We start from the raw sequence: 22,078 nt of genomic DNA on the forward strand, positions 1-22,078 counted from the left end.
GCCAAAGGAATCCCAACCAGCCAGCAAAAACTGACCAGTCCGGGGTATAAATCATAATTGGCACTGGCTTTACAAGCACCCTGTTGAGTTCTCAAAGAACAACCACACACCGACCAGAAGCCCCACCTCAGTGGAACCCCGTTTCGGGGCAACCGCTCAAACCTACTTGGTCGAACTTTCATTGTCAACCTCATGTTCGAGGCGATCAATGTGGCTCGTCCGGACCCACGATGACGCACGCCGAACCCGGCGGTCGTTGCTGTCGTGGGAAGCCGCAGACCGGCCGATCGCCGCTTCGCGGCCATCCGCCCGGCTCCTGCCGGCTTCAGAACCTTACCCGGTCGGCTTCGCGTTCGCAACCCCGTTTCCGGGATGTTCCGCACCGCCCGATCCTCAGTCTCGCTCGGCGTCTCCGCCACGAGCCTGGCGCCCGTTCTCGGCCGGTTTGTCCGGCCTCCCCCGTGCAGAGAGAAAGTTACGCGGACGGCCGGGAGAAGGCAAATCAGGGTTCATCACTGGTTCGGATCGGCTGGTTCGCAACGGGCCCGGCACAGCCGGAGACGCGGGTCGTCCTGCCGTGCCAGAGTGTCAGACATGGATGAGTCCGGGCTCGGCACCACTGTGCTCGCCGAGGAGTCGCTGCTCGGCGTTCTCCTGCCGTTCTGGCAGGTGGTGATCGGTGCGGTCGTGCTGGTCGTACTGGTGCTCTCCGTGGGTCGCCTGGCCCGCCGGGGCAAGTCCCGGATGACCACCGCGCTGCTGATAACCGCCGCGGCCATCGCGGGGTTCGCGGTCATCGGCGTCCTGCTGGAGGGCTGAAGCTCAGAGCCCTGGAGGGCTGAGGGTCAGAGCCGGCGGTTGGCCAGGCTGGGCAGCTCGGCCCGGATCGCGGCGAGCCGATCGAGGTCCAGGTCCACCACTGACACACCCGGGCCGTCCGGAACCTGGCTGAGGACCGTCCCCCACGGATCGACCACCATGCTGCGCCCGAAGCAGGTGCGGCCCGGGTCGTGGTCGCCGGTCTGGCCGGCCGCCGCCACGAAGCACTGGTTCTCGATGGCCCGTGCTCGCAACAGAACCTCCCAGTGGTCCCGGCCGGTGTGCATCATGAATGCCGCCGGGACCACCAGCAGCTGTGCCCCACCATCGGTGGCGAGCAGCCGGTACAACTCCGGAAAACGCAGGTCGTAGCAGATCGACAGGCCGACCCGCAGACCCTCGACATCCACCACCACCGGCTGAACCCCCGGTGCGACAGTCGCCGACTCCCGGTAGGAGACCCGGCCGGGGATCTCCACGTCGTACAGATGGATCTTGCGATAGCTCGCGGCCAAATTGCCGGAGCGGTCGAAGACCAGCGACGTGTTCCAGGTGTGTTCCGGATCCGGGCCGGCCTCGTGGAAGGAGCCGGCCACCAGCCAGATGCCGAGCCGCTGGGCGACCTCGGCCAAGAAGCTGCCGACCTCGCCGTCCACCGGCTCCGGCTCGGGCATCCCGGTCGCCGGGCCCAGATAGTCGACGTACTCCGGAAGGACGGCAAGGTCCGCGCCGCCGGCGGCCGCGCGGCTCAGCAGGGCCTCCGCGTTGGCCAGGTTGGCCTTACGGTCGTCCCGGGCGTTGAGTTGGCAGACCGCGACGCGCATGAGCACAGGGTACGGCGGGGAGGGCGGCGCGGACAGCGTCACAGGCTGGCCAGCACCAACGCACCGACCGCGAAGCCGAGCCCGGTGATCTGGACGACGCGCAGCCGTTCCCGGTCGACGGCCAACGCCAGCAGCACGGTGCTGGCCGGGTAGAGCGCGGCGAGCGCCGCGACGATGCTCAGGTGACCACGGGCGGCGGCGGCCAGGAACAGCGCGTTGGCGCCACTGTCGAGCAGACCCGCGACCGCCGCCCAGCCCAACTCCCGCCGCCCGAGGCGCAGCGGCGTCCGGGTGCCGAGGGCCAGCGCGAGGCCAAGCGCGATCGAGCTTGCCCGAACCGCCGCCACCGGCCACATCCCCGCGCTCTCGTCGGCCTGGCCCAGGAGGGTGAAGAAGACACCGAACAGCGCCCCGGCGGCGAGGGCAAGCCCGACCAGCCGGCCCGGGACCGCCCGCCTGCCGCCGCTCTCCCCCAGGCTGACCAGGGCGATGGCCACCACCGCGAGGCCGGCGCCGGTGAGCGCCAGGGCACCCGGGAAGGACGCCGTGAAGAGACCGGCGACGATCGGCACCACTGCCGCGGTGATCGCGGTGATCGGTGCCACCACCGCCATCATCCCGCCCGCGAGAGCCCGGTAGAGCAATATGATCCCGCCCCCGCCGGCCACCCCGGCGAGCAGCCCCCAGCCGAGGTCACCGAGGTGCGGGGTTCCGGGTACGGCAAGTGCCAACACGACCAGCAGCGGGACGCTCAGCAGTTGGGAGATCACGGTCACGGCGATCGGGGCGGCGTGCCGGGACGCCTTACCGCCGGAGAAGTCGGCCGTGCCGAACGCGAGGGCGGACAATGCGGCCAGGACAATGGGTATCATCCATCTGTCGTACCACAATAGTGACCGTGGGGGATAGTTTAATGACCGAGTCGAGTCCGGATCGGGTGGGCGCGGTGACCGCCGCGGTAGCCCGACAGGTACGCGACCTACGGGCCGCCCGAGGGTGGTCCTTCGACGAGTTGGCCGGCCGGTCCGGGGTGAGCAAGGGCATGCTCGTGCAGATCGAAGGCGCGCGTACCAACCCGAGCGTCGGCACGCTGTGCCGGGTCGCCGATGCGTTCGGCGTCAACATCGCCCAGCTACTCGAACCGGCCGAGGAACGGGCCGTGAAGATCAGTTCGGCCGGCGCCGCGCCCGTGCTCTGGCAGGGCGAGCTCGGCGGCACGGCCCGCCTGCTGAGCGGGTTGGGCGAGCCGGATCTCGTCGAACTCTGGGACTGGCGGCTCATCCCCGGGGAGGACCACCGTTCCCTCGACCACCCGCGAGGCACCCGCGAGGTGCTGCACATCCTGGACGGCACTGTGATCGTCCGGGTCGACGGGCAGGACCATCCCGTCCACGCCGGTGAGACCATCGAGATTCACGCCGATCGGGAGCACGGCTACCGAAACGACAGCGATGTCCCGGCCCGACTGATGATGGTGACCGTCACCCCTTCGGGCGAATGGGACCGCCGGACGCGATCACGCCGGCCGCGTCAGGAGTAGGGCCTGTTTCATAAGGGCGGTCGAGCCGAGGCGGAGCCCGGGCGGCGATCCGGCAAGGCGCGATGTCGTTCGGATACCGGTGTTGTATCCGGGCGAGAGCGCAACGCCGCCGGTCGTCGTCCGGGCCCGCCGGAGGCCGGCCAGTTCTTACGAAACAGGCCTTAGTGCCTGTGTCAAAGTCCTCGGTCGAGCCGAGGGCTTTGACACAGGCACTTGGCGGCCGGCGTGACCGCGGTGGGATCAGGCCGACTTCTCCTCGCGGTCCCGCCGGGCCCGACGCCCGGTGAACTCGCGCGGAACGATTGTCGGGTTGACGTTCTCCAGGACCACCTCACGGGTGATCAACACTCGGGCGGCATCGGGGTTGCTCGGCACCTCGTACATCGCGGAGAGCAGCACCTCCTCGATGATCGCCCGCAGGCCACGGGCACCGGTGCCCCGCAGCATCGCCTGGTCGGCGATCGCCTCCAGCGCCGGGTCGTCGAACTCCAGCTCGACCCCGTCCAGCTCGAACAGGCGCTGGTACTGCCGGACCAGGGCGTTACGCGGCTCGGTGAGGATCCGCACCAGGGCGCTGCGGTCCAGACTGCGCACGTTGGTGATCACCGGCAGCCGGCCCACGAACTCGGGGATCAACCCGAACTTGAGCATGTCTTCCGGCATGACCTGGCTGAAGATGTCGTCGGTCGAGCGCTCGGAAACCGAACGGAGCCGGGCACCGAAGCCGGTGCCGCCCTGCCCGGTGCGAGACTCGATGATCTGATCCAGACCAGCGAAGGCGCCACCGCAGATGAACAGCACATTCGTGGTGTCGATCTGGATGAACTCCTGATGCGGATGCTTACGCCCACCCTGCGGCGGCACGTTCGCCACCGTGCCCTCGAGCATCTTGAGCAGGGCCTGCTGCACACCCTCGCCGGAGACGTCCCGCGTGATCGACGGATTCTCCGACTTGCGGGCGATCTTGTCGACCTCGTCGATGTAGATGATGCCGGTCTCGGCACGCTTGATGTCGTAGTCGGCGGCCTGGATCAGCTTGAGGAGGATGTTCTCCACGTCCTCGCCGACGTAGCCCGCCTCGGTCAGCGCGGTGGCGTCGGCGATGGCGAACGGGACGTTCAGCATGCGGGCGAGGGTCTGCGCCAGGTGGGTCTTGCCGCACCCGGTGGGGCCGAGCAGCAGGATGTTGGACTTCGCCAGCTCGACGGCATCGCTGCCGGAGCCCGGTGCGTTGGCCGCCTCAGCCTGGATCCGCTTGTAGTGGTTGTAGACCGCGACCGCGAGCGCCTTCTTGGCCTGATCCTGCCCCACGACGTAGTTGTCGAGGAACTGGCAGATCTCCATCGGCTTGGGAAGCTCTTCCCACTTCACCTCGCCGGACTCGGCCAACTCCTCTTCGATGATCTCGTTGCAGAGATCGATGCACTCGTCGCAGATGTAGACCCCTGGGCCCGCGATGAGTTTCTTGACCTGCTTCTGCGACTTACCGCAGAAGGAGCATTTCAGTAGGTCGCCGCCGTCACCGATCCGTGCCACCTACGTTCTCCCTGCACTCGTCGGCCGGAGACCCGGCCCTGACCTGCGGACGCTGCGCGCCGCCCGGTTTGGTTCACCCCACCGGCCCAACCGGCGAAGCGGTACGGACCCGACGTTACCCGCTGGCGGGGCATTCTCCGACCCCCAAAAGGGGTGTGTCAGAGGTCGGCCGGGAACTGCACGCCCCGGCCAACCTCTGACCCGGTACTGCTCAGCTGGCGGAGTGGGTCGCCAGTAGACCCTTCTTGCGGCTGGTCAGGATCGTGTCGACCAGCCCGTACTCCTTGGACTCCTCGGCCGTCATGATCTTGTCACGGTCGATGTCCTTGCGAACCTGCTCGATCGGGCGGTTGCAGTGGCGGGACAGCATGTCCTCCAACTGCGTCCGCATCCGCAGGATCTCCCGGGCCTGGATCTCGATGTCCGAGCCCTGCCCGTAGCCGCCCTCGGTGGCCGGCTGGTGGATGATGATCCGCGAGTTCGGAAGAGCCATCCGCTTACCCGCGGTGCCCGCCGACAGCAACACCGCTGCCGCGCTGGCGGCCTGCCCGAGGCAGACCGTCTGGATGTCCGGACGGACGTACTGCATGGTGTCGTAGATCGCCGTCATCGCGGTGAACGAGCCACCCGGCGAGTTGATGTACATGATGATGTCGCGGTCCGGATCGGTGCCCTCGAGCGTCAGCAGCTGGGCCATCACGTCGTTGGCCGACGCGTCGTCCACCTGGACGCCGAGGAAGATGATCCGGTCCTCGAAGAGCTTGTTGTACGGGTTCGACTCCTTGACCCCGTACGACGTGCGCTCGACGAACGACGGCAGCACGTAACGGTTGTGCACGGCCGCGAACTGGGGCGGCAAGCTCAGATCGGTCATCGTCAGCTCCTCAGCTCAGGGTCCCGGCGCCATCCGGAACCTGTGCGGCCCCGATGATCACCTTGTCGATGAAGCCGTAGTCCATGGCCTCCTGGGCGGTGAACCAACGGTCCCGGTCCGAGTCCGCCTCGATCTGCGACTGACTCTGGCCGGTGTGGTGCGCGACCCGCTCCTGGAACATCCGCTTCGTGTAGAGCATCTGCTCCGCCTGGATGGCGATGTCGGACGCCGTGCCGCCCAGACCACCGGACGGCTGGTGCATCATGATCCGGGCGTGGGGCAGGGCGTACCGCTTGCCCTTGGTGCCCGCGCAGAGCAGCAGCTGGCCCATCGAGGCCGCCATGCCCATCGCCACGGTCGACACATCGTTGTCGATGAACTGCATGGTGTCGTAGATCGCCATGCCGGAGTAGACCGAGCCACCCGGCGAGTTGATCCACAGGTTGATGTCGCGGTCCGGGTCCTCCGCGGCGAGCAGCAGCAGCTGCGCGCAGATGCGGTTGGCGACCTGGTCGGTCACCTCACTGCCCAGGAAGATGATGCGTTCCTTGAGCAACCGGTTGTAGACCGAGTCGTCGAGGTTGCCAATGGAGTCGCCACCGCGCGCGTCAATCGCCCGGAGCGACTTCTTGGGGATGTGCATGTCGGTCATGGCAGCCCTTCGCTCTCCGTACCGTCTTTCCCGACACTAACCGCTGTGCGGGGCGGCAGAGTCCCGGTCGGGGCACTGTTCGCTCTCAGCGCAGCTGTGTCGAGGGCACCCGCGGCGCGGGCTTCCGGGCGTACCCGGCAACGCTGACTTCCGGGCGTACCCAGAAAATGGATTCGGCCGCCGTCCACCGCACAGCGGCGGACGGCGGCCGCACCCGACGATCAGTGGTCGTGGTTGTGCTCCGCCTCGTTGGCGGCACGGAGGGCGTCGAGGGTGACCTCGTTGCCGGCCGAGTCCTTGATCGTGATCCGCTCCATGACGGCGGCGAGCGCCTTGCCCCGCCGCACGTCGCCGAAGACCGCGGCGGCCGCGCCGGAGCGCACCAGCTGGTCGTAGTACTGCTGCGGGGCCATGCCGGCGCGCTGCGCCCGGTGCACGATCTCGTGCCCGAACTCGTCGTCGGAGACCTGCACGTCCTCGGCGTCGGCAAGCGTGTCCAGCAGGAGCTGGACCTTGACGCCCTCGGTCGCCGCCTCGGTCAGCTCGGCGTCGATCTGCTCCTCGGTCTTGTCCTCGGCCGCGAGGTATTCCTCCATCGAGGCGCCGATCCGCTCCAGCTGGTCGACCATCGCCTGCTTGCGGCTCTCGACCTCCTCGCGGACGACACCCTCCGGGGCCGGAATCTCGGCGGCCTCGACCAGCTGCGCGAGCGCCTTGTCCCGGGCCGCGTAGATCTGCTCGACCTGCTTGCCCTGGTTGACCCGGGCACGCAGGTCGCCGCGCAGCTCCTCGATCGTGTCGAACTCGCTCGCCATCTGGGCGAACTCGTCGTTCAGCTCGGGCAGCTCCTTCTCCTTGACCGTGCGCACGGTCACCGCCACCTCGGCGTCCCGACCGGCGAAGTCACCGCCGACGAGCTGGGTGGTGAAGGTGGTGTCGTCGCCGGCGGCGAGGCCGACGACGGCCTCGTCCAGACCGGGCAGGAGCTGCTTGCTGCCCACCTCGTGGGAGATGTTGCTCGCCTGGCCGCCCGGCACGTCCTCGCCGTCGACGGTGGCGTTCAGGTCGATCTGGACGTAGTCGCCCTCGGCGGCGGCCCGCTCGACGGTCTTGAGGGTCGCGAAACGCTCCCGCAGGTTCTTCACCTGCTCGTCGATCTCGCTCTCGTCGATCTGCAGCTCGTCGACGGTCACCTCGATGGAGGACGCGTCCGGGATGGTGATCTCCGGACGGACGTCGACCTCGGCGGTGAAGTTGAGCGAGTCACCGTCGTTGAACTCGGTGATCTCGACCTCGGGGCGCCCCAGCGTCTTGAGGTCGTGCTCGCGCACCGCGGCGAGGATGTTCTCCGGGATGGCCTCCTGCACCGCCTCGTTGAGGACGGTGCCGCGGCCGACCCGCTGGTCGATCACCGCGGTCGGCACCTTGCCCCGGCGGAAGCCCGGGACCTGGACCTGCGAACCGATCTCCCGGTACGCCTTCTTGAGGCTCGGCTCGAGCTCGACGAACGGCACCTCGATGGCGAGCCGCACGCGCGTCGGGCTCAGAGTCTCGACGGTGCTCTTCACAGGCGTACTCCTTGACGGATCTCAGTTGAGTCTGGGCGTGATTCAGCCCATCGAGTGTAGGCGAGCCGGCCTGACGCTCCGGCATCGCCCGGGAACCGCGGTGGCGGCACCCGGGGCGGCCCGGCCGCGGACGACAGTCGGGGTGGCGGGATTTGAACCCACGGCCCCTCGCTCCCAAAGCGAGTGCGCTACCAAGCTGCGCCACACCCCGTGGCGACGTGCAGTCTATGCCGTCGGCGCGACTCAGGCGGTGCCGGGGCACCCACCACCCGGACAGATAGTCCCAAACCGCCCGTATCACCCACGCAGCAGGCCGCCGGGCCGCCTCGGGGGACCTCGGCGGTCTCGGCGGTCTCGGCGGTCTCCGCGGTCTCGGCGGTCTCGGCGGTCTCGGCGGTGGAGATCCACACGACGTCATGAATGTCGCGGTATCCGGGGGCCGGAGAGACCACGAAATCCCTGATGTCGAGTGGATCTTCGGGCTCCGGCGGAACGGCGCGGGCACAGCCGGCGCCGCCGGGCGGTGGCGTGGCTGCGCGGCCGGCGAAGACATTGGGTAAGCTGTCTGCGCGCCTCGTTTCGGCGGGGTGCACGCGGGCGTAGCTCAATGGTAGAGCTTCAGTCTTCCAAACTGACTACGCGAGTTCGATTCTCGTCGCCCGCTCGGCATTGGTGGCCCAGGTCAGGGATGGTTTCCGACCTGGGCCACATTCATGCCCATCGTCTGCTCCCGCCAACTCGGGGCAACCCGACGCGGCAGCAGCGGCCGGGCGGCCGGCTCACCTCGACGTGTCACGACACGCGCGGCAGCGCGAGCCAGTCCTGCCAGCTGATGTCGCGGCCCAGGTAACGGGGCTGCCGGAAGGGCCACTCGGCGGCGATCCACTGCGGCACCAGCGTGTCGAGCGCCCGCTCCGCCGCGCTGCCGACCAGGTCGTCCACCACCCACCAGGAAATCTCGCCGTCGGCGCCGGCGCGCTCGGGCGGGTCGATGTAGACACAACCGAGGAGCGCCGTCTCTTCCTCGTCGAACAGCGCGTAGTTGAACGACTGGTGCGCGGCGATCTCCTTCTCGTGCCGCAGCAGGTCGATGCGGTCCTCTTCATAGGTCATCGTCTCCGAGGGCCAGGCCCAGGCCGGGCCGAAGATCTCCCACAGGCGCTCCCGGGAGCCCATCACGGCGGGGTAGTCGAGCGCGGTGTCCGCCTCGCTGATCGGCCGCAGGTGCAGCGAGCTGTCGGGCACGGGCACGTGCACGGGGTGGACGAAGTCATCGGGCAGCCAGCTCATGGGCCGAGGCTATCGCCGGTGGGTGCGGGGTGGTCCAGGGGTTTACCCGCGGGGGCGGACCACAAGAGATCAGCAGGCGCTGGGGATCCTGGTGCCGTGGGGGCGAACGGCCAGGCACCGGTAGCGCAGGTTGAGCTTGACGCGAACCGACTCGACCGGACCACGATCACGGACGACTTGTCGACCCGGTCCATCGAATCGCGTCGAGCCCAGGCATCCCCGAACCGCGGGCCGGGCGACGGCGCAGGTGGTAGGCGTAGGTCAGGGCGAGCACTATCGGACCCCAGAGCCCGATCGGGCTGATGCACACCATGGCCAGCGCCTGCCACCAGCCGTTCTCGTACGCCACGCCGTCGGACACACCGACCCAGGTGAGCGCCATCCAGACCGAGACCGTGGTCAGGAGCAGCCCTCCGACCACGGCAGGGACAACCGTCGCCATGGACGGCACACGTCTGCCACCGATGACCGGGATCCAGCTCGGGACGACCTCGCCCCAGCCGCGCACCAGACCGATGCTGAGCAGCGCCAGCAATTCGGTGAGCACACTGAGCCCGAAGACATACGGGACAGCTATCCACAACGGAGACACAGGTGCGTCGTCGAGCTGACCCATGTCGAAGTGGAAGGCAAACGGCAACCTCCACAGGCATGAGGGAAGCAGCAGCCAGGGGAGCGCGTAGGCGGCACGGAGCGCCCAGCGTGGGACGGGTTGATCGGTGTCGCTGCTGGCCGGGGCCGCATGCAATAGCGTGATCGCCATATGCCAAATTCTTCACGGGCGTCGACGACAGTTGATCCCCGGTGAGGACCAACCTCCTCCCCCGCGCGAGCTAGGGTGCGGCGCCGGCCGAGCGGCAGGAGGGCCGACCAGGACGCGGCACGCGGCCGCCCCCGCCCGGGCCGGAACCCGGGGCGGGGGAACGGGTCAGCGCAGGTGGAACCGTTCGTCGACCGCGAGGGCCGCCAACTGCGGCACGGCGAACGGCAACGTGGTCAGCCCCGGCCGGCTCTCGTCGAGCTTCGCGCCCTGCGCCACGTAGACCACCACGCCGTCCGGGTGCCGGTACGCCGACCACTGGTCGAGCCGGTCGTCGTTGCCCGGTCGGACCACCACGCCCACCTGCGCCGCCCCGACCGTTTCGAGCTGGCATTCGCCCTGCATGCCCCAGAAGTCGCGGGCCAGGGCGCACGGTTCGGTCGCCAACTGGGTCCCGGCGTCGTGCACCTCGACGATCACGCGCCCGGTGCGGTCGCCCTGGGCCACGGCGACCGAGGACAGGTAACTCCACCTGTCGACACCGTCCACCTTCTCCTCGAACTGCGCCTGGTGGGTCCGCAACGTCCGCTGGTCGGCGGGCTGGTTCGCCGGATCCTCCGGCGCGGTGTAGCCGGTGGGCACCACGGCGACGACCTCGTTGAGCAGGTGAACCCCCCGGTCGTGCTGGGATCCGGCCCGCGCGGTCCGGTCCTCCTGCGGTTTACCGTCCGGCCCGGTCGGCCACGGCTCCTTGGTGTCCCCCGTCGCGTCCAGAGACACCAGTGGCCCCTGGCCCGCCGGTTGGTAGACGAGGTCGTCCGGAGTGGTGACGACCGCGAAGCCGGTGACGGCCAGCACGACGGCCGCCGATCCGAGCGACGTCCACAACGCGCGGCGGCGGAACTGTGCCCGACGTGCGGCGGCGAGCGCGGCACCCGTACTCAGTGGTGGTGGCGGGGTGGTGTTCGCCATCTCGCCGCGCAACGCGTCGCGCAACTCTTGTCCGTTCATCGCTCCCCCATCTCGATCCCGCTGTAGGTGGGTGCCAGGAGGCCGCGCAGCGTGTCGAGCCCGCGTGCCGCCTGGCTCTTCACCGTCCCTGCGGAGCAGTCCAACAGCCCCGCGACGTCCTCGATCGACTGGTCCTCCCAGTAGCGGAGAACCAGCACCGCCCGTTGGCGCGGTGCGACGCGAGCCAGGGCCTCAAGCAGCACCAGCCGACTCTCCGGCGAGTCGGCGGCGATCACCTGTTCGGCGTCTTCGCCCCCCACCCGTTCGCGCCGCCACCAGCCGCGACGCCGCTCGTCGAGGAACGTCCGGACCAGGATCTGCCGAACGTAGCTGTCGAGCACCTCGTGCCGTGAGATCCGGTGCCAGACCCGGTAGAGCTTGACGAACGTGGTCTGCACCAGGTCTTCCGCCCGGTGCCAGTCGCCGCACAGCAGGTACGCCGTGGCGCGCATGGCAGCGGACCGTGCCGCGAAGTACTCGGCGAACGCCTCGTCGCGATCGCTCATTCAGGCCTCCGATCCCCGTTTCGAGATAGACACGCGGGGTCTGCCCCGGAGGGTTGCCTCGCAACTCGTGTGTGTCTCGGAGGGATCAACGCCGAACGGGCGCCCGAGGCGACAAACCCCGACGACGGGCGTCACTCGCCAGCACCCGATCGCGCGGGTGGCGCTGTCGGCTCAGGCGAAGTCGCGGCGCTTCAACTTGGCCCGCCGGCCGTCCGGGTGGTGCCAGACGAGCCCCTCGTACCGGGGGTGCGCCAGCAGCCAGTCACGCAGACCGTCCAGGTCACGCGGCACGTCGAACTGCTCGGCGTCGGCGTGGGGCACGAGTTCGTGGCCCCGTACCCCCTCGGGGTTGCCGTTGATCTTCGGGCCGATCAGTTCGTAGGTGCCGGGAGGCCGCCGTTGCGGCCCGGTGGCGGCCAGGGCCTCGGCGTGGTACCTGGCGTACGGCGACTGCTCGACCGGCTCCCAGCCCATGGTCCTGCCCGTCACGTCGTCGGTCATCACCGGGCGGTAGCCCGACGGCTGCGGCCGGCCCGGCCGCACCTCGCGCCGCGCCCACCACACGCCGTCCTCGTCGAGCAGCACGCAGGTGCCGTCGTACTTTCGCGTCGACGTCCCCTCCCCGTCGAGGACCCACTGGCAGGCGGGGTTGACCTCGGGCAGGACGTGCTTGCGGTCGTCGGGGTTCCGGAGAAAAAGGGTGGGAATCTTCTTCACCCGAGCATGGTCCCATCGGCCCGAAACGATTTATCGCAGGAACTGGGGTCCGGGACGCGAGACGGACCGGTGCCGCACGGATGAACCGTGGCCAGCGGGGTATGCGGCGGCCCTGTCTGGTGGAGGAGACGACCAGCCTCGCGGCGTGCCGCGAGGCCGACGCCCGGGCGGGCGGCGCTCGCCGGCCGCCTGGGCGTTTCCCCGATCCTCAGTTCGAGGAGATCCAGTTCCAGGCCGAGACGACCCACTCGGTCTGCTGGAGCCACGCCACGCCAAGGCCGACGAGGAACACCGCCGTCGCCAGGTGGGCACCGCGAGCGCTGCGCCGCACCCGTCCGAGCTGCCGCTCCCACACCACCCGGCCGACCAGCCGGGACAGGGCGAACAGGCCGACCGCCACCAGCAGGCTGAGCACCAGCACCAGCACCGGACCAGTCAGGTCACCCTGGCCGGAGAGCGCCCAGATCCCCCAGCAGACGAACGCGAACAACCCGGCCGCCGCACTCCACTCACCGCCGCGGCGCAGTTGCGCCATCCGCCAGCTCAGCGGCCGACGCGGGGCCGGCTCACCGGGCCAGCCGGTGCCGGTCGGCTCCTGCTCGACCACTCCGAACGACTCGGTCCGCGGGGTGCGCGGCTGACCCACCGGGGCCACGCCCCGGCGGAACGCGTCACGCTGCGGCGGCACCCCGACGCCGGCCTGCGGTGGCACCTCCACGGTCCGCTCCGCCCACGGCTGCGTCTGGTCTGCCATCTCGTCCTCCCCCTGACCGACGGCACCACCGCCGCCTGAATCCGAGGGTAACCAGCCGACAAACAGGTCGCCGACCCCGCCCGGGACGCGCAGCGGCACGACAGTGCCGAATCGCACGCCGGGCAGGGTACGGTCGGCTGATGGGTGACCCCGACCGACGACGGCGACGGCTACGCCACCACCCCGACCCGGAGCCGGCCGGTCGGAGCACCGACAGCCCGACGGCCAGCACCGCAGGGGTGCACGACGGCGACAACCCGCCCCCGCGCCGCCGCAACCACGGTGGCGACGAGCGCGACGGCGAGCGGGGCCTACGCGGGTTGGTCGGTTCCGGTTCGTCCCAGGTGGGGCTCAGCGCCGCGCTCCGGGCCCGGGACGCCGCCCGACCCACCGACGACGACCTGGCCGAGGCGGAGGCCCGGGTGGTGGTCGTCCGACGCAACTGGGTGCCCCGCGAGGAGTTGCCCCGCTCCCCGCGCTGACTGCCGCCCCGGGCCGGGACGCCGTTGGCGAAGCCGGAAGCGCCGGCCGGTCAGGGCAGGTCGGGCAGCTGCCGGGTCTTCTCGTAGTCGGCCACCTGGATGATCCGGCGGGCATGCCGCTCGTTGCCGGAGAACGGCGTGTTGAGGAACGCCTCGACGATGCCCGTGGCGTCGTCGAGCGTGTGCTGGCGGGCGCCGATCGCGACCACGTTCGCGTCGTTGTGCTGGCGGGCCAGTTGGGCGGTCTCCACGCTCCACGCCAGCGCGGCGCGGACCCCGGCGACCTTGTTCGCGGCGATCTGCTCACCGTTGCCGGACCCACCGATGACCACACCGAGGCCCGTCTCGTCGGCCACCACCTGGTCGCCGGTGTGCAGGCAGAACGTCGGGTAGTCGTCGTCCGGGTCGTAGCTGTGCGGGCCGACGTCGACCACGTCGTACCCCTGTTTGGCCAGGTGGTTGGCCAGGTGCACCTTCAACTCGAAACCGGCGTGATCGGATCCCAGGTAGACGCGCATACCGCGCAGTCTGTCAGGCCCGGCTCTCCGACGACGCGCGGGCGGCGTCGGAGAGCCGGGTTCGTCACACGGTCGGGTGCGGGACCGCTCAGCGCGGCAGCTCAGCGACGACCAGACCGCCGCGCGCCTTCGGGGTGAACCAGGTGCTCTTGCGGGGCATCTTCTCCCGGGCCAGGTTCACCGCGACGAAGTCCGCCACGGTCACCGGTGCGATCAGGATCGCCAGCTCGGCCCGGCCGGCATCGACCTCACCGGTGAGCCAGCTCGCCGGGTAGTCACCGCCGACGTAGGTGATCCGCTTGTCGCCCGGGTCCAGACCGAGCGCGTCGCGCAGCAGCAGCCGCTCGACCAGGGCGTGGTCCAGGTTCTCCAGGTCGCCGGCCGCCGTGGCGGGCAGGCGCACCGCGTACCCCTGGTCGCCGAGGCGGAGGTGCACGGTGCCGCCGGCCGCCGGGACCTCGACCGGGCCGTCGATCGGCGCGACCTGGGCGCCCGCCGCCCGCAGCCGGTCGAGCAGCTCGGCCGGTGTGGTGGTCAGCTCGCTGACCAGCCGGTTGTAGGGCTGGATGCCCACCGACGCGGGCGTGGTGACCACGGCCAGGAAGCGCGGCAGCCCACCGGTCTGTGCGGCCAGGCTGCGGTGGTTACCGTCGGCGACGACCAGCTCCCCGCCACCGGCGAGAGCGGTGAGCGTGGCCTGTTCCGGGCCGGGGCCGAGCAGCCAGATGGCATGGGTGCGGCCCGCCTGGTCGGTGTCCGTCGCGGCGGGCGCGCCGGCCGTCTCGGTCGCCGCCGCGAGCGCGGCGTGCAGCTCGTCGCCACGCCCGGTCTGCAACAGGAGTACGGGTGAGAGCAGGTGACCAAGCGCCTCGGCCAGCGCCACCCGCTCGCGCACCTTGGCGATGAAGACGTCCTCGTTGCGGATGACCAGACCGGGCTCGTCGGCCCGGGTGGAGATCTGGTCGGTGTCCACCATCGCGAACAGCCCGTACGCCGACTCCTCGCCGGGCGCGCTGATCCGGTAGAGCACGACCACCTGCTCGGCGGGCGTGTAGCTGCCGTCGGCCTTCGCCTCGGCGAGGCGGGCCACCGCGTCCGGCAGCGCGTCGAGGAACGACGTGCCCAGGCTCTGCGGGGCGCGATGCGGCATCTCGATGCCGAGAGCACTGTGCGGGTTCGCCTCGATGATCGCGGTGATCTCCGCGTCGTCGGCGAACTCGTCGTAGTTTTGCGCGCCGGTGCCACCAGTGGTGACCCACGCCCGGGAGATCGGATGCACGACGGTCATGCCCACTGACGCTACCGGCGGCGGTGTCGCCACCGACGGGGACCCGCGCGGGGGTCCACCAGATGAAAGCGCCGAGCCGGTCAGCTGGCGCGGTCGGAGGCGCCCCGACGGTGCCTGCCGGCCGCCGGTCCGGCGTTGCCCCGTCGACCGATCGCGGCCGGCCCGGTGTTCACGGCCCGGCGGGGCGACGCGGGCGGCCCCGGCACCGGACGATCGGGAGGCGGGGACGGCACGGGACGCGGGCTCAACGGCGGCGTCGGCACCGGACGCGGAGCGGCGGGTGCCGGCGGAGGCGGCGCGGGTTCGGCCGGTGCGGCAGCCGACGGCAGGACCGGAGCCGACACCATGGTGGCAGCCACCGCCGCAACCGGCGGTAGGGGCGCCGCCGGCGGTAGCGGCTCGAGCGCCGGTGCCACCGGTGGCGCGGAACCGGCAAGCGGTGCCGCGGGCTCGACCGGGGTCAGCCGTGAGGTCACCGGAACCCGGGCCACGCCGACCACGATGGGCGGGGCGAGCAGATCCACCATGTGGGCGGGAAGGTCGGGACGGACCGCCGGCCAGCGGGAGTCGTCGACCGACCAGTAGGCCGCGCCGGGAGTCTCGATCACCCCCGGCCGGGTCAGTTGATCGTCACCGGACGCACGGTGCTTGGCCATCGGGAATGCCTCCACGAACTGCGGGGTGCGGCCCTGCGGGTCGCTGCGGCGGACATGCAGGCCAACGACGCGGGCAGTCTCCCGGTGACGGGGCGGGCACCGCCGACCCACGACACGCCGAGCGAACGTGCGCGGTGCCGTGCCGTCGGGACGACCGCCCTGCCGACGCCGGGCGTTGACAGGGCGGCCCTCCGCAGCTCAGTCGAAGATCGGGCTCTGCTCGCGGGTGCGCTTGAGCTCGTAGAAGCCCGGGGTGCCGGCGACCAGCAGGACGCCGTCCCAGAGTCGCCCGGCGGCCTCCCCCTTCGGGGCCGGGGTGATCACCGGGCCGAAGAACGCGACCGGCGTGCCGTCCGGGCCGGGCGCGTGGACGACCGGAGTGCCGACGTCCTGCCCGACCGGGCGCATGCCGGCCTCGTGGCTGGCCCGCAGCGCCTCGTCGTAGTCGGTGCTCTCGGCGGCCGCCGCCAGCGCCGGGTCCAGGCCGGCCTCGGTCAGCGCGGCGACGTAGAGCTCGTGACGCCGCTCCTCCTTGCCGAGATGGATCCGGGTGCCGAGCGCGGTGTAGAGCGGGCGCAGGGCGTCGTTGCCGTACCGCTGCTCGGCGGCGATGCAGACCCGCACCGGGCCCCAGGCGGTCCGCAGAAACTCCTTGTAGTCCTCGGACAGCCCGTCCCGGCCGTCGTTCAACACGGCCAGGCTCATCACGTGGAAGCGGATGTCCACGGGACGGATCTGCTCGACCTCGAGCAGCCAGCGGGACGTGATCCAGGCCCACGGGCAGGCCGGGTCGAACCACATGTCGGCGGTGACACGTTCGGTCACGGTGAGATCCCTTCGCGACGGGGCGCCGGCGGCGGTCGGCGTCTCAGGAGAATCTTCACCCCGAGGCGCGTCGACCGGCACTCGAATGAGAGCGTGACCTCGGCCACCGGGGGCTGGCCCTGCATGGAAGACTCGAATCGGGCCGGCCGTCACGAGCGGTAGGCGAACGGGCGCCGCCGGGCGTACGGCGAGATGTGGGATGGAGAAAAACAGTGCCGGGAGTGCGCAACCTGACGCAGGTCGAGGCGACCGAGCGGGCCCGCCTGCTCAACGTGACGGGGTACGACATCAGTCTGGACCTGTCGAGCGCCGTGCTGGCGGCCGACGGCCGCACGTTCCGGTCGACGACCGAGGTCCGGTTCCGTTGCAGCGAGCCCGGCGCGAGCACGTTCATCGAGCTGGCGGCCGAGTCGGTGCGATCCGCGACGTTGAACGGCACGCCCGTCGACCTCTCCGACTGGTCGGCCGAGAAGGGTCTGGTCCTGTCCGCCCTGGACAGCGACAACACCCTGGTCGTCGAGGCCGACTTCGGTTACTCCAACAGCGGGCAGGGACTGCACCGCACGGTCGACCCGGTGGACGGCGAGACGTACCTCTACAGCCAGTTCGAGACCGCCGACGCGCAGCGGGTGTTCGCCTGCTTCGACCAGCCCGACCTGAAGAGCGTCTACACCTGGCACGCCACCGTGCCGGCGCACTGGCGGGCGGTGTCCAACATGCCGGTGCAGCGCGAGGAGCCGGCGGGTGAGGGGCTCAAGACGCTGCACTTCGCCGAGTCGCCCCGGATGAGCGCCTACATCACGGCCCTGTGCGCCGGGCCGTACCACGAGGTGCGCGACAGTCACGACGGCATCGACCTGGGGGCGTTCTGCCGGGCGTCGATGGCGCAGTACCTGGACACCGACGACCTGTTCCTGATCACCAAGCAGGGCTTCGACTTCTTCCACGAGAAGTTCGGCGTGCGCTACCCGCTGCCGAAGTACGACCAGCTCTGGGTGCCCGACTTCAACGCCGGCGCGATGGAGAACTTCGGCTGCGTGACGCACGCCGAGTCGCACTACCTGTTCCGCTCGCAGGTCACCGACTTCGAGTACGAGCAGCGGGCCAACACGATCCTGCACGAGCTGGCCCACATGTGGTTCGGCGACCTGGTCACCATGCGCTGGTGGAACGACCTGTGGCTCAATGAGTCGTTCGCCGAGTGGGCCAGCCACTGGTGCAACACCAACGCCACCCGGTTCACCGAGGCGTGGACGACGTTCCTGTCCATCCGCAAGAACTGGGGCTACCGGCAGGACCAGCTCTCCTCCACGCACCCGGTCTACACCGAGATGCCGGACATGGAGGCCGTCGAGGTCAACTTCGACGGCATCACCTACGCCAAGGGCGCGAGTGTGCTCAAGCAACTCGTCGCGTACGTGGGTGAGGAGCCGTTCGTCGCCGGGCTGCGGGCCTACTTCGCCAAGCACGCCTGGGGCAACGCCACCTTCGACGACCTGCTCACCGAGTTGGAGGCCGCGTCCGGCCGGGAGCTGCGCAAGTTCGCCGCGCAGTGGTTGGAGACCGCGCAGGTCAACACGCTGCGCCCGGAGGTGACAATCGGCGCGGACGGCACCTACGAGCAGGTGGCGGTCCGGCAGGAGGCACCGACCGCGTACCCGACGCTGCGCACGCACCGGATCGGCGTGGGCCTGTACGACCTGACCGACGGGCGGCTGGTGCGCCGCGAGCGGTACGAGGTGGACGTGACCGGCGAGCGGACGGACCTCGCCGAGCTGCGCGGCGTCCGGGCCGCCGACGTGCTGCTGCTCAACGACGACGACCTGAGCTACACCAAGCTGCGCCTCGACGACCGGTCGATGGCGACCGTGGTGCAGCACATCGGTGGCTTCGAGTCGTCGCTGGCGCGTGCGCTCTGCTGGACCGCGGCCTGGGACATGATCCGCGACGCGGAGCTGTCCGCCCGCGACTACGTGGCGCTCGCGCTGAGCGGGCTGCCCGCGGAGACCGACATCAACCTGGTCACCGCGACCCTGCGGCAGGCGACCACCGCGCTCACCCTCTACGCCGACCCGGCCTGGGCGCCGACCGGCTGGGCCGACCTGGCCCGTACCGCCCGGGACGCGCTCGCCGCCGCCGAGCCCGGCAGCGGGTTCCAGCTGGCCTGGGCCCGTGCGTTCACCTCGGCGGCCCGCTCCGACGAGGACCTGGCCACACTGCGCGGCTGGCTGGACGGCACCGGCGCGCCGGCCGGGTTGACCGTGGACACCGAGCTGCGCTGGTCGGTCCTCGCCGCGCTGGTCGCCAACGGTGCCGCCGGCGCCGCCGAGATCGAGGCGGAGCTGGCCGGTGACCGCACCGCCAGTGGCGAACGGGAGGCGGCGTACGCGCACGCGCTGGTGCCGACGGAGGAGAACAAGGCCGCCGTGTGGGCGCTGCTGACCGGCCCCGACGCGCTGCCCAACTGGCGGCACCGGGCGCTGTTGCAGGGCCTCGCCCACCCGGCGCAGGTGGAGCTGATCACCCCGTACCGGGAGAAGTACTTCGCGGCGATCGGCCAGGTGTGGGCCACCCGGGACAGCGAGCCGGCGCAGGAGTTCGCGCAGCTGGCGTACCCGGTCTACCTGGTGGAGGACGACACGGTGGCGGCCACCGACGCGTGGCTGGCCGGCGACGGGCATCCCGGCCCGCTGCGCCGGCTGGTCGCCGAGGGCCGCGACGGCGTGGTGCGGGCGCTCAAGGCCCGCGCGAAGGACGCGCCACAGAGCTGATCAGCAGGGAGTACGCGGCCCGGTGCCGGCGTGGGACGCGAGTCCTCGCCAGCACCGGGCCATCAGTTGCGAAGATCGTGCTCGAACATGGAAATAGGGGCCTCAGCCGCAGCCGAGGCCCCTATTTCCTGGATCGAGCACGATCAAGCTAGCCGGCGTGCGCTTCGTACGTGGGCTCAGCCCTTGCCGGCGTGGCTGGCGAGCTGGTCGAGGCCGTTGATGATGCCGCCGGCCAGGTCCCCGCCGCTGAACGCACCCGCCATGGAGAGCGCGGCCAGTTTGGCGTACGTGTCGGGGATGCGCTTGCGCGCGTAGCGCCCGGTGACGATCTCCAGCTGACGCTGGTTTGGCGACACCGCGATCAGCACCGACTTGTCGGGGTCGGCGAGCTGGCGGTGCAGGCGCTGGGCGTGCTCCCGGATCGGCTCGTCGAGACCGCCGACGAAGACCGAGAAGACCAGCCCGGTGCCCTTGTCGGCCAGGCGCAGCGCCTCGTCGATGCGCAGCAGCTGGCGGGTCGAGAAGGGCCCGTCCAGCACCTCGGGCGGATTTTCCGTCCCGGTCTGCTTCTCACCAACGGTCACTTGCGCCTCCGGTTCCACCGGCCGGCGCGTCGACGCTGGCCTGCTCAAGCTTGTGGCTGGTCAGCGCGGGCGCCTGCGCCCCCGCCGTCAGCGCGGTGCCGGCCGAGTCGGCCAGCTGCTCCGGGCGGCCCAGGAACCAGACCGGAGTGAAGTCGAAGGGCCGGCCCGGCCGGTAGCGCTTGGCGCCACCGCCACCGCCGGTGGCACCCCCACGGCTACCGGCGTACGACAGGCCGGCGATGACCAGCACCGCGGCCAACGGGATGCCGACGAAGACCAGCAACGTCTCGGTAACAGACAATCCCAACGCCCCCAGGCGGAAGAAGGACGACCTCGAACAACCGGGTCGGATGAACGATCATGATGTCGACCACCCGACTCCGTCACCATTCACGTTAGCGGAGTCGACGGCCCGCCAGATCGCGGGGTGCCGATCCCATCCGTCACTGGAGTTCTCCAGTTGCGCAGCCGTCGCGATGAGCCGCGCGTCGTCGCCGTACCGGCCGGTCAACAGCACCCCGACGGGCAGGCCGTCGGTGGTGGCACCCACCGGCAGGGAGACGGAGGGATCGCCGGTGACGTTGAAGATGGCACAGTACGGCGAGAAGCGGCGTTGCCTGTCGAAATCGGCCGCCGGGTCACCGTCGGCGGTGAACCAGCCGACGGGTGCCTGCGGGGCCGCGAGGGTGGGACAGAGCAGCAGGTCGCACCCGGCGGTGCGACGGGCACCCAGCCGGACCTGGGCCTGCAACTCCCCCAGGGTGGCGGCCAGGGTGCCGGCGGAGATCTCGGCGCCACGGGCCCGCAGCAACCGGGTCAGCGGCAGCAGCTCCGCCTCCCGCTGGGGCGGCACCGGAGTGAGCGCCAGGACGTACCAGAGGATCTCGAACAGCGGCCACGCCGCCGGCCCGAGCGGCGGTGCCACCTCGACCACCTCGTGGCCGGCCGCGGTGAGCAGCGCGGCGGCCCGGTCCACGGCGGCCACGCAGTCGGGGTGCACCGGCTCGTCGGCGAGCATCGGCGTGGTGAACCGGCCGATGCGCAGCGGGCCGGGATCGGCGCGGCGCGCGACGGCCAGGAAGCCGCCCGGCGGCGCGGTTGGCGGCAGGTAGGGCTCGCCGGGGACCGGCACGGCCATGACGTCGAGCAGCGCGGCGACGTCGGTGACGGTCCGCCCGAGCGGGCCGCTGGTGGGCAGGCCGAACGCGCCGGAGCCGATCGGCCCGCCGGAGACGAGGCCACGGCTCGGCTTGTAGCCGACGAGGCCGCAGAGCGCCGCCGGGATGCGCAGCGAGCCGCCGCCGTCGGACCCCTGGGCGACCGGGACCAGCCCGGCCGCGACCGCCGCCGCCGCGCCACCGCTGGACCCACCGGCGGTGTACGCCAGTTGCCACGGATTGCGGGCGGGTGGCGCGACGCGGCCCTCCGAGTAGAGCGAGCAGCCCAACTCGGAGGTGGTGGTCTTGCCGAGGCTGACCAGGCCGGCGGCCTTGATGAACCGGACCACGTCGGCGTCGACCGGCGGGACGAAGTCGATGAACGCGGCCGAACCGAAGGTGGTTCGGATCCCGGCGGTGAGGGTCAGGTCCTTGATCGCGGTCGGCACACCGTGCAGCGGGCCGCGCGCCTCGGTCGGCACGGCGTCGGCGGCGCGTGCGGCCTGCCGGGCGAGCTCCTCGGTGACGGTGACGAACGCGCCCACGGTGTCGCCGAGCGCCGCCACCCGGCTCAGGGCATGCTCAACCAGGTCGACGCTGGACAGCTCGCCGCGGTTGATCGCGGCGGCCTGCTCCAGCGCGGTCAGGTCGTGCGGCTCGGCCATGCCGTCATCCTGCCGGCAGTCAGCCCTCCGCGCAGCCGACACGCACGGCCCGAACTGCACTGCGCGCCGCGCAGCGGGCGGCCGTGGGTGGGCGGCCGGTGGGCGGGCTGCCGGTGGGCTGGCGCCGCGCTCGCGCGGCACCGGGACGTCCGGGGGCCGTACTCGTAGTCGCGCCCTTTGCTCTGCTTCAACGCACGCAACAGTGGACGTCCGATTATCGGACGCCGTTGTTGCGCGGAGTGAAGCAGAGCAAAGGGCGCGAGGTAGAGGTGGCCTACCCG

At 70.7% G+C, this 22,078-nt stretch carries 23 protein-coding genes and 2 tRNA genes; 5 read left to right on the forward strand and 20 right to left on the reverse strand.

All coding sequences use genetic code 11. The features are described 5' to 3' along the window. The first annotated feature begins 594 nt into the window (after positions 1–594). Positions 595–819: a hypothetical protein gene (locus tag AB0C25_RS15055; RefSeq protein ID WP_357254541.1), complete on the forward strand. Its 225-nt coding sequence runs from the start codon at positions 595–597 to the stop codon at positions 817–819. 26 nt (positions 820–845) lie between these two features. Here AB0C25_RS15055 and AB0C25_RS15060 read toward each other — a convergent pair whose 3' ends face one another. Beyond that, positions 846–1,643, reverse strand: a complete 798-nt coding sequence (locus AB0C25_RS15060) for a carbon-nitrogen hydrolase family protein (protein ID WP_357373400.1) — start codon at positions 1,641–1,643, stop codon at positions 846–848. A 38-nt stretch (positions 1,644–1,681) separates the two neighbouring features. Beyond that, positions 1,682–2,515: an EamA family transporter gene (locus tag AB0C25_RS15065; protein WP_357373402.1), complete on the reverse strand. Its 834-nt coding sequence runs from the start codon at positions 2,513–2,515 to the stop codon at positions 1,682–1,684. A gap of 41 nt (positions 2,516–2,556) precedes the next feature. Here AB0C25_RS15065 and AB0C25_RS15070 point away from each other — a divergent pair, with 41 nt between their 5' ends. Next, positions 2,557–3,183, forward strand: coding sequence for an XRE family transcriptional regulator (locus tag AB0C25_RS15070; protein WP_357373404.1), 627 nt, complete (start codon positions 2,557–2,559; stop codon positions 3,181–3,183). A gap of 240 nt (positions 3,184–3,423) precedes the next feature. On the opposite strand, the gene clpX is transcribed toward AB0C25_RS15070, so the two are convergent. The 5 genes from clpX to AB0C25_RS15095 all read right to left on the reverse strand — a co-directional run bounded on the left by clpX (position 3,424) and on the right by AB0C25_RS15095 (position 8,024). Next, positions 3,424–4,719 (reverse strand): ATP-dependent Clp protease ATP-binding subunit ClpX, encoded by a 1,296-nt coding sequence (gene clpX, locus AB0C25_RS15075; RefSeq protein ID WP_357373406.1) that lies wholly within the window; start codon positions 4,717–4,719, stop codon positions 3,424–3,426. A 211-nt stretch (positions 4,720–4,930) separates the two neighbouring features. Further along, positions 4,931–5,593, reverse strand: coding sequence for an ATP-dependent Clp protease proteolytic subunit (locus tag AB0C25_RS15080; protein WP_007464109.1), 663 nt, complete (start codon positions 5,591–5,593; stop codon positions 4,931–4,933). Between the two features lie 10 nt (positions 5,594–5,603). Beyond that, positions 5,604–6,245: an ATP-dependent Clp protease proteolytic subunit gene (locus AB0C25_RS15085; RefSeq protein ID WP_007464111.1), complete on the reverse strand. Its 642-nt coding sequence runs from the start codon at positions 6,243–6,245 to the stop codon at positions 5,604–5,606. Between the two features lie 221 nt (positions 6,246–6,466). Next, a complete protein-coding gene (gene tig, locus AB0C25_RS15090) occupies positions 6,467–7,813 on the reverse strand; it encodes a trigger factor (RefSeq protein ID WP_357254549.1) in 1,347 nt (448 codons plus the stop codon). Between the two features lie 137 nt (positions 7,814–7,950). Then, positions 7,951–8,024 (reverse strand) — tRNA-Pro (locus tag AB0C25_RS15095). A gap of 382 nt (positions 8,025–8,406) precedes the next feature. Here AB0C25_RS15095 and AB0C25_RS15100 point away from each other — a divergent pair. Then, positions 8,407–8,477, forward strand: a tRNA-Gly gene (locus tag AB0C25_RS15100). A 128-nt stretch (positions 8,478–8,605) separates the two neighbouring features. On the opposite strand, the gene AB0C25_RS15105 is transcribed toward AB0C25_RS15100, so the two are convergent. From AB0C25_RS15105 to AB0C25_RS15130, 6 genes are all read right to left on the reverse strand, one after another. Next, positions 8,606–9,103: a GNAT family N-acetyltransferase gene (locus AB0C25_RS15105; protein WP_357373408.1), complete on the reverse strand. Its 498-nt coding sequence runs from the start codon at positions 9,101–9,103 to the stop codon at positions 8,606–8,608. A gap of 166 nt (positions 9,104–9,269) precedes the next feature. Beyond that, entirely contained in the window at positions 9,270–9,866 is a 597-nt protein-coding gene (locus AB0C25_RS15110; protein WP_357373411.1) for a hypothetical protein, read from the reverse strand. A 165-nt stretch (positions 9,867–10,031) separates the two neighbouring features. Continuing rightward, positions 10,032–10,874 (reverse strand): hypothetical protein, encoded by an 843-nt coding sequence (locus AB0C25_RS15115; RefSeq protein ID WP_357373413.1) that lies wholly within the window; start codon positions 10,872–10,874, stop codon positions 10,032–10,034. Further along, positions 10,871–11,380 carry a SigE family RNA polymerase sigma factor gene (locus AB0C25_RS15120; RefSeq protein ID WP_357373415.1) on the reverse strand — a complete coding sequence of 170 codons (510 nt, stop codon included), beginning with the start codon at positions 11,378–11,380 and terminating at the stop codon, positions 10,871–10,873. The genes AB0C25_RS15115 and AB0C25_RS15120 overlap by 4 nt, the downstream gene beginning before the upstream one ends. Positions 11,381–11,551: 171 nt before the next feature. Further along, positions 11,552–12,097 (reverse strand): hypothetical protein, encoded by a 546-nt coding sequence (locus AB0C25_RS15125; protein WP_357373417.1) that lies wholly within the window; start codon positions 12,095–12,097, stop codon positions 11,552–11,554. 208 nt (positions 12,098–12,305) lie between these two features. After that, positions 12,306–12,851, reverse strand: coding sequence for a hypothetical protein (locus AB0C25_RS15130; RefSeq protein ID WP_357373957.1), 546 nt, complete (start codon positions 12,849–12,851; stop codon positions 12,306–12,308). A gap of 140 nt (positions 12,852–12,991) precedes the next feature. Here AB0C25_RS15130 and AB0C25_RS15135 point away from each other — a divergent pair, with 140 nt between their 5' ends. Beyond that, positions 12,992–13,333 (forward strand): hypothetical protein, encoded by a 342-nt coding sequence (locus AB0C25_RS15135; protein ID WP_357373419.1) that lies wholly within the window; start codon positions 12,992–12,994, stop codon positions 13,331–13,333. A gap of 50 nt (positions 13,334–13,383) precedes the next feature. On the opposite strand, the gene AB0C25_RS15140 is transcribed toward AB0C25_RS15135, so the two are convergent. From AB0C25_RS15140 to AB0C25_RS15155, 4 genes are all read right to left on the reverse strand, one after another. Continuing rightward, positions 13,384–13,851, reverse strand: a complete 468-nt coding sequence (locus tag AB0C25_RS15140; protein ID WP_357373421.1) for a ribose-5-phosphate isomerase — start codon at positions 13,849–13,851, stop codon at positions 13,384–13,386. A gap of 88 nt (positions 13,852–13,939) precedes the next feature. Further along, positions 13,940–15,139, reverse strand: a complete 1,200-nt coding sequence (locus AB0C25_RS15145) for a DUF1015 family protein (RefSeq protein WP_357373423.1) — start codon at positions 15,137–15,139, stop codon at positions 13,940–13,942. 80 nt (positions 15,140–15,219) lie between these two features. Next, positions 15,220–15,795: a hypothetical protein gene (locus tag AB0C25_RS15150; RefSeq protein WP_357373425.1), complete on the reverse strand. Its 576-nt coding sequence runs from the start codon at positions 15,793–15,795 to the stop codon at positions 15,220–15,222. A 198-nt stretch (positions 15,796–15,993) separates the two neighbouring features. Then, on the reverse strand, positions 15,994–16,620 hold the full coding sequence (locus tag AB0C25_RS15155; RefSeq protein ID WP_357373426.1) for a disulfide bond formation protein DsbA: 627 nt from the start codon (positions 16,618–16,620) through the stop codon (positions 15,994–15,996). 221 nt (positions 16,621–16,841) lie between these two features. Here AB0C25_RS15155 and pepN point away from each other — a divergent pair, with 221 nt between their 5' ends. Further along, on the forward strand, positions 16,842–19,391 hold the full coding sequence (pepN, locus tag AB0C25_RS15160; protein ID WP_357373429.1) for an aminopeptidase N: 2,550 nt from the start codon (positions 16,842–16,844) through the stop codon (positions 19,389–19,391). A 176-nt stretch (positions 19,392–19,567) separates the two neighbouring features. Here pepN and AB0C25_RS15165 read toward each other — a convergent pair whose 3' ends face one another. From AB0C25_RS15165 to AB0C25_RS15175, 3 genes are all read right to left on the reverse strand, one after another. Continuing rightward, complete coding sequence (locus tag AB0C25_RS15165; RefSeq protein WP_357373431.1) at positions 19,568–19,975, reverse strand: DUF5130 family protein; 408 nt, start codon at positions 19,973–19,975, stop codon at positions 19,568–19,570. Further along, positions 19,962–20,258: a hypothetical protein gene (locus tag AB0C25_RS15170; protein WP_355032334.1), complete on the reverse strand. Its 297-nt coding sequence runs from the start codon at positions 20,256–20,258 to the stop codon at positions 19,962–19,964. Before AB0C25_RS15170 ends, AB0C25_RS15165 begins: the two co-directional genes overlap by 14 nt. Before the next feature lie 75 nt (positions 20,259–20,333). Then, positions 20,334–21,797 carry an amidase gene (locus tag AB0C25_RS15175; RefSeq protein WP_357373433.1) on the reverse strand — a complete coding sequence of 488 codons (1,464 nt, stop codon included), beginning with the start codon at positions 21,795–21,797 and terminating at the stop codon, positions 20,334–20,336. Positions 21,798–22,078 lie beyond the last annotated feature (281 nt).

The sequence above is a fragment of the Micromonospora sp. NPDC048839 genome (assembly GCF_040649915.1).
Taxonomy (GTDB): Bacteria; Actinomycetota; Actinomycetes; order Mycobacteriales; family Micromonosporaceae; genus Micromonospora.

Bases quoted from the DNA above. Each gene is read 5' to 3' on its own strand.
- AB0C25_RS15055 (WP_357254541.1), top strand. From the start codon at position 595: ATGGATGAGTCCGGGCTCGGCACCACTGTGCTCGCCGAGGAGTCGCTG.
- AB0C25_RS15105 (WP_357373408.1), bottom strand. From the start codon at position 9,103: ATGAGCTGGCTGCCCGATGACTTCGTCCACCCCGTGCACGTGCCCGTG.
- AB0C25_RS15060 (WP_357373400.1), bottom strand. From the start codon at position 1,643: ATGCGCGTCGCGGTCTGCCAACTCAACGCCCGGGACGACCGTAAGGCC.
- AB0C25_RS15065 (WP_357373402.1), bottom strand. From the start codon at position 2,515: ATGATACCCATTGTCCTGGCCGCATTGTCCGCCCTCGCGTTCGGCACG.
- AB0C25_RS15130 (WP_357373957.1), bottom strand. From the start codon at position 12,851: ATGGCAGACCAGACGCAGCCGTGGGCGGAGCGGACCGTGGAGGTGCCA.
- AB0C25_RS15135 (WP_357373419.1), top strand. From the start codon at position 12,992: ATGGGTGACCCCGACCGACGACGGCGACGGCTACGCCACCACCCCGAC.
- AB0C25_RS15120 (WP_357373415.1), bottom strand. From the start codon at position 11,380: ATGAGCGATCGCGACGAGGCGTTCGCCGAGTACTTCGCGGCACGGTCC.
- AB0C25_RS15110 (WP_357373411.1), bottom strand. From the start codon at position 9,866: ATGGCGATCACGCTATTGCATGCGGCCCCGGCCAGCAGCGACACCGAT.
- AB0C25_RS15070 (WP_357373404.1), top strand. From the start codon at position 2,557: ATGACCGAGTCGAGTCCGGATCGGGTGGGCGCGGTGACCGCCGCGGTA.
- AB0C25_RS15085 (WP_007464111.1), bottom strand. From the start codon at position 6,245: ATGACCGACATGCACATCCCCAAGAAGTCGCTCCGGGCGATTGACGCG.
- AB0C25_RS15175 (WP_357373433.1), bottom strand. From the start codon at position 21,797: ATGGCCGAGCCGCACGACCTGACCGCGCTGGAGCAGGCCGCCGCGATC.
- AB0C25_RS15115 (WP_357373413.1), bottom strand. From the start codon at position 10,874: ATGAACGGACAAGAGTTGCGCGACGCGTTGCGCGGCGAGATGGCGAAC.
- AB0C25_RS15080 (WP_007464109.1), bottom strand. From the start codon at position 5,593: ATGACCGATCTGAGCTTGCCGCCCCAGTTCGCGGCCGTGCACAACCGT.
- AB0C25_RS15145 (WP_357373423.1), bottom strand. From the start codon at position 15,139: ATGACCGTCGTGCATCCGATCTCCCGGGCGTGGGTCACCACTGGTGGC.
- AB0C25_RS15150 (WP_357373425.1), bottom strand. From the start codon at position 15,795: ATGGCCAAGCACCGTGCGTCCGGTGACGATCAACTGACCCGGCCGGGG.
- AB0C25_RS15140 (WP_357373421.1), bottom strand. From the start codon at position 13,851: ATGCGCGTCTACCTGGGATCCGATCACGCCGGTTTCGAGTTGAAGGTG.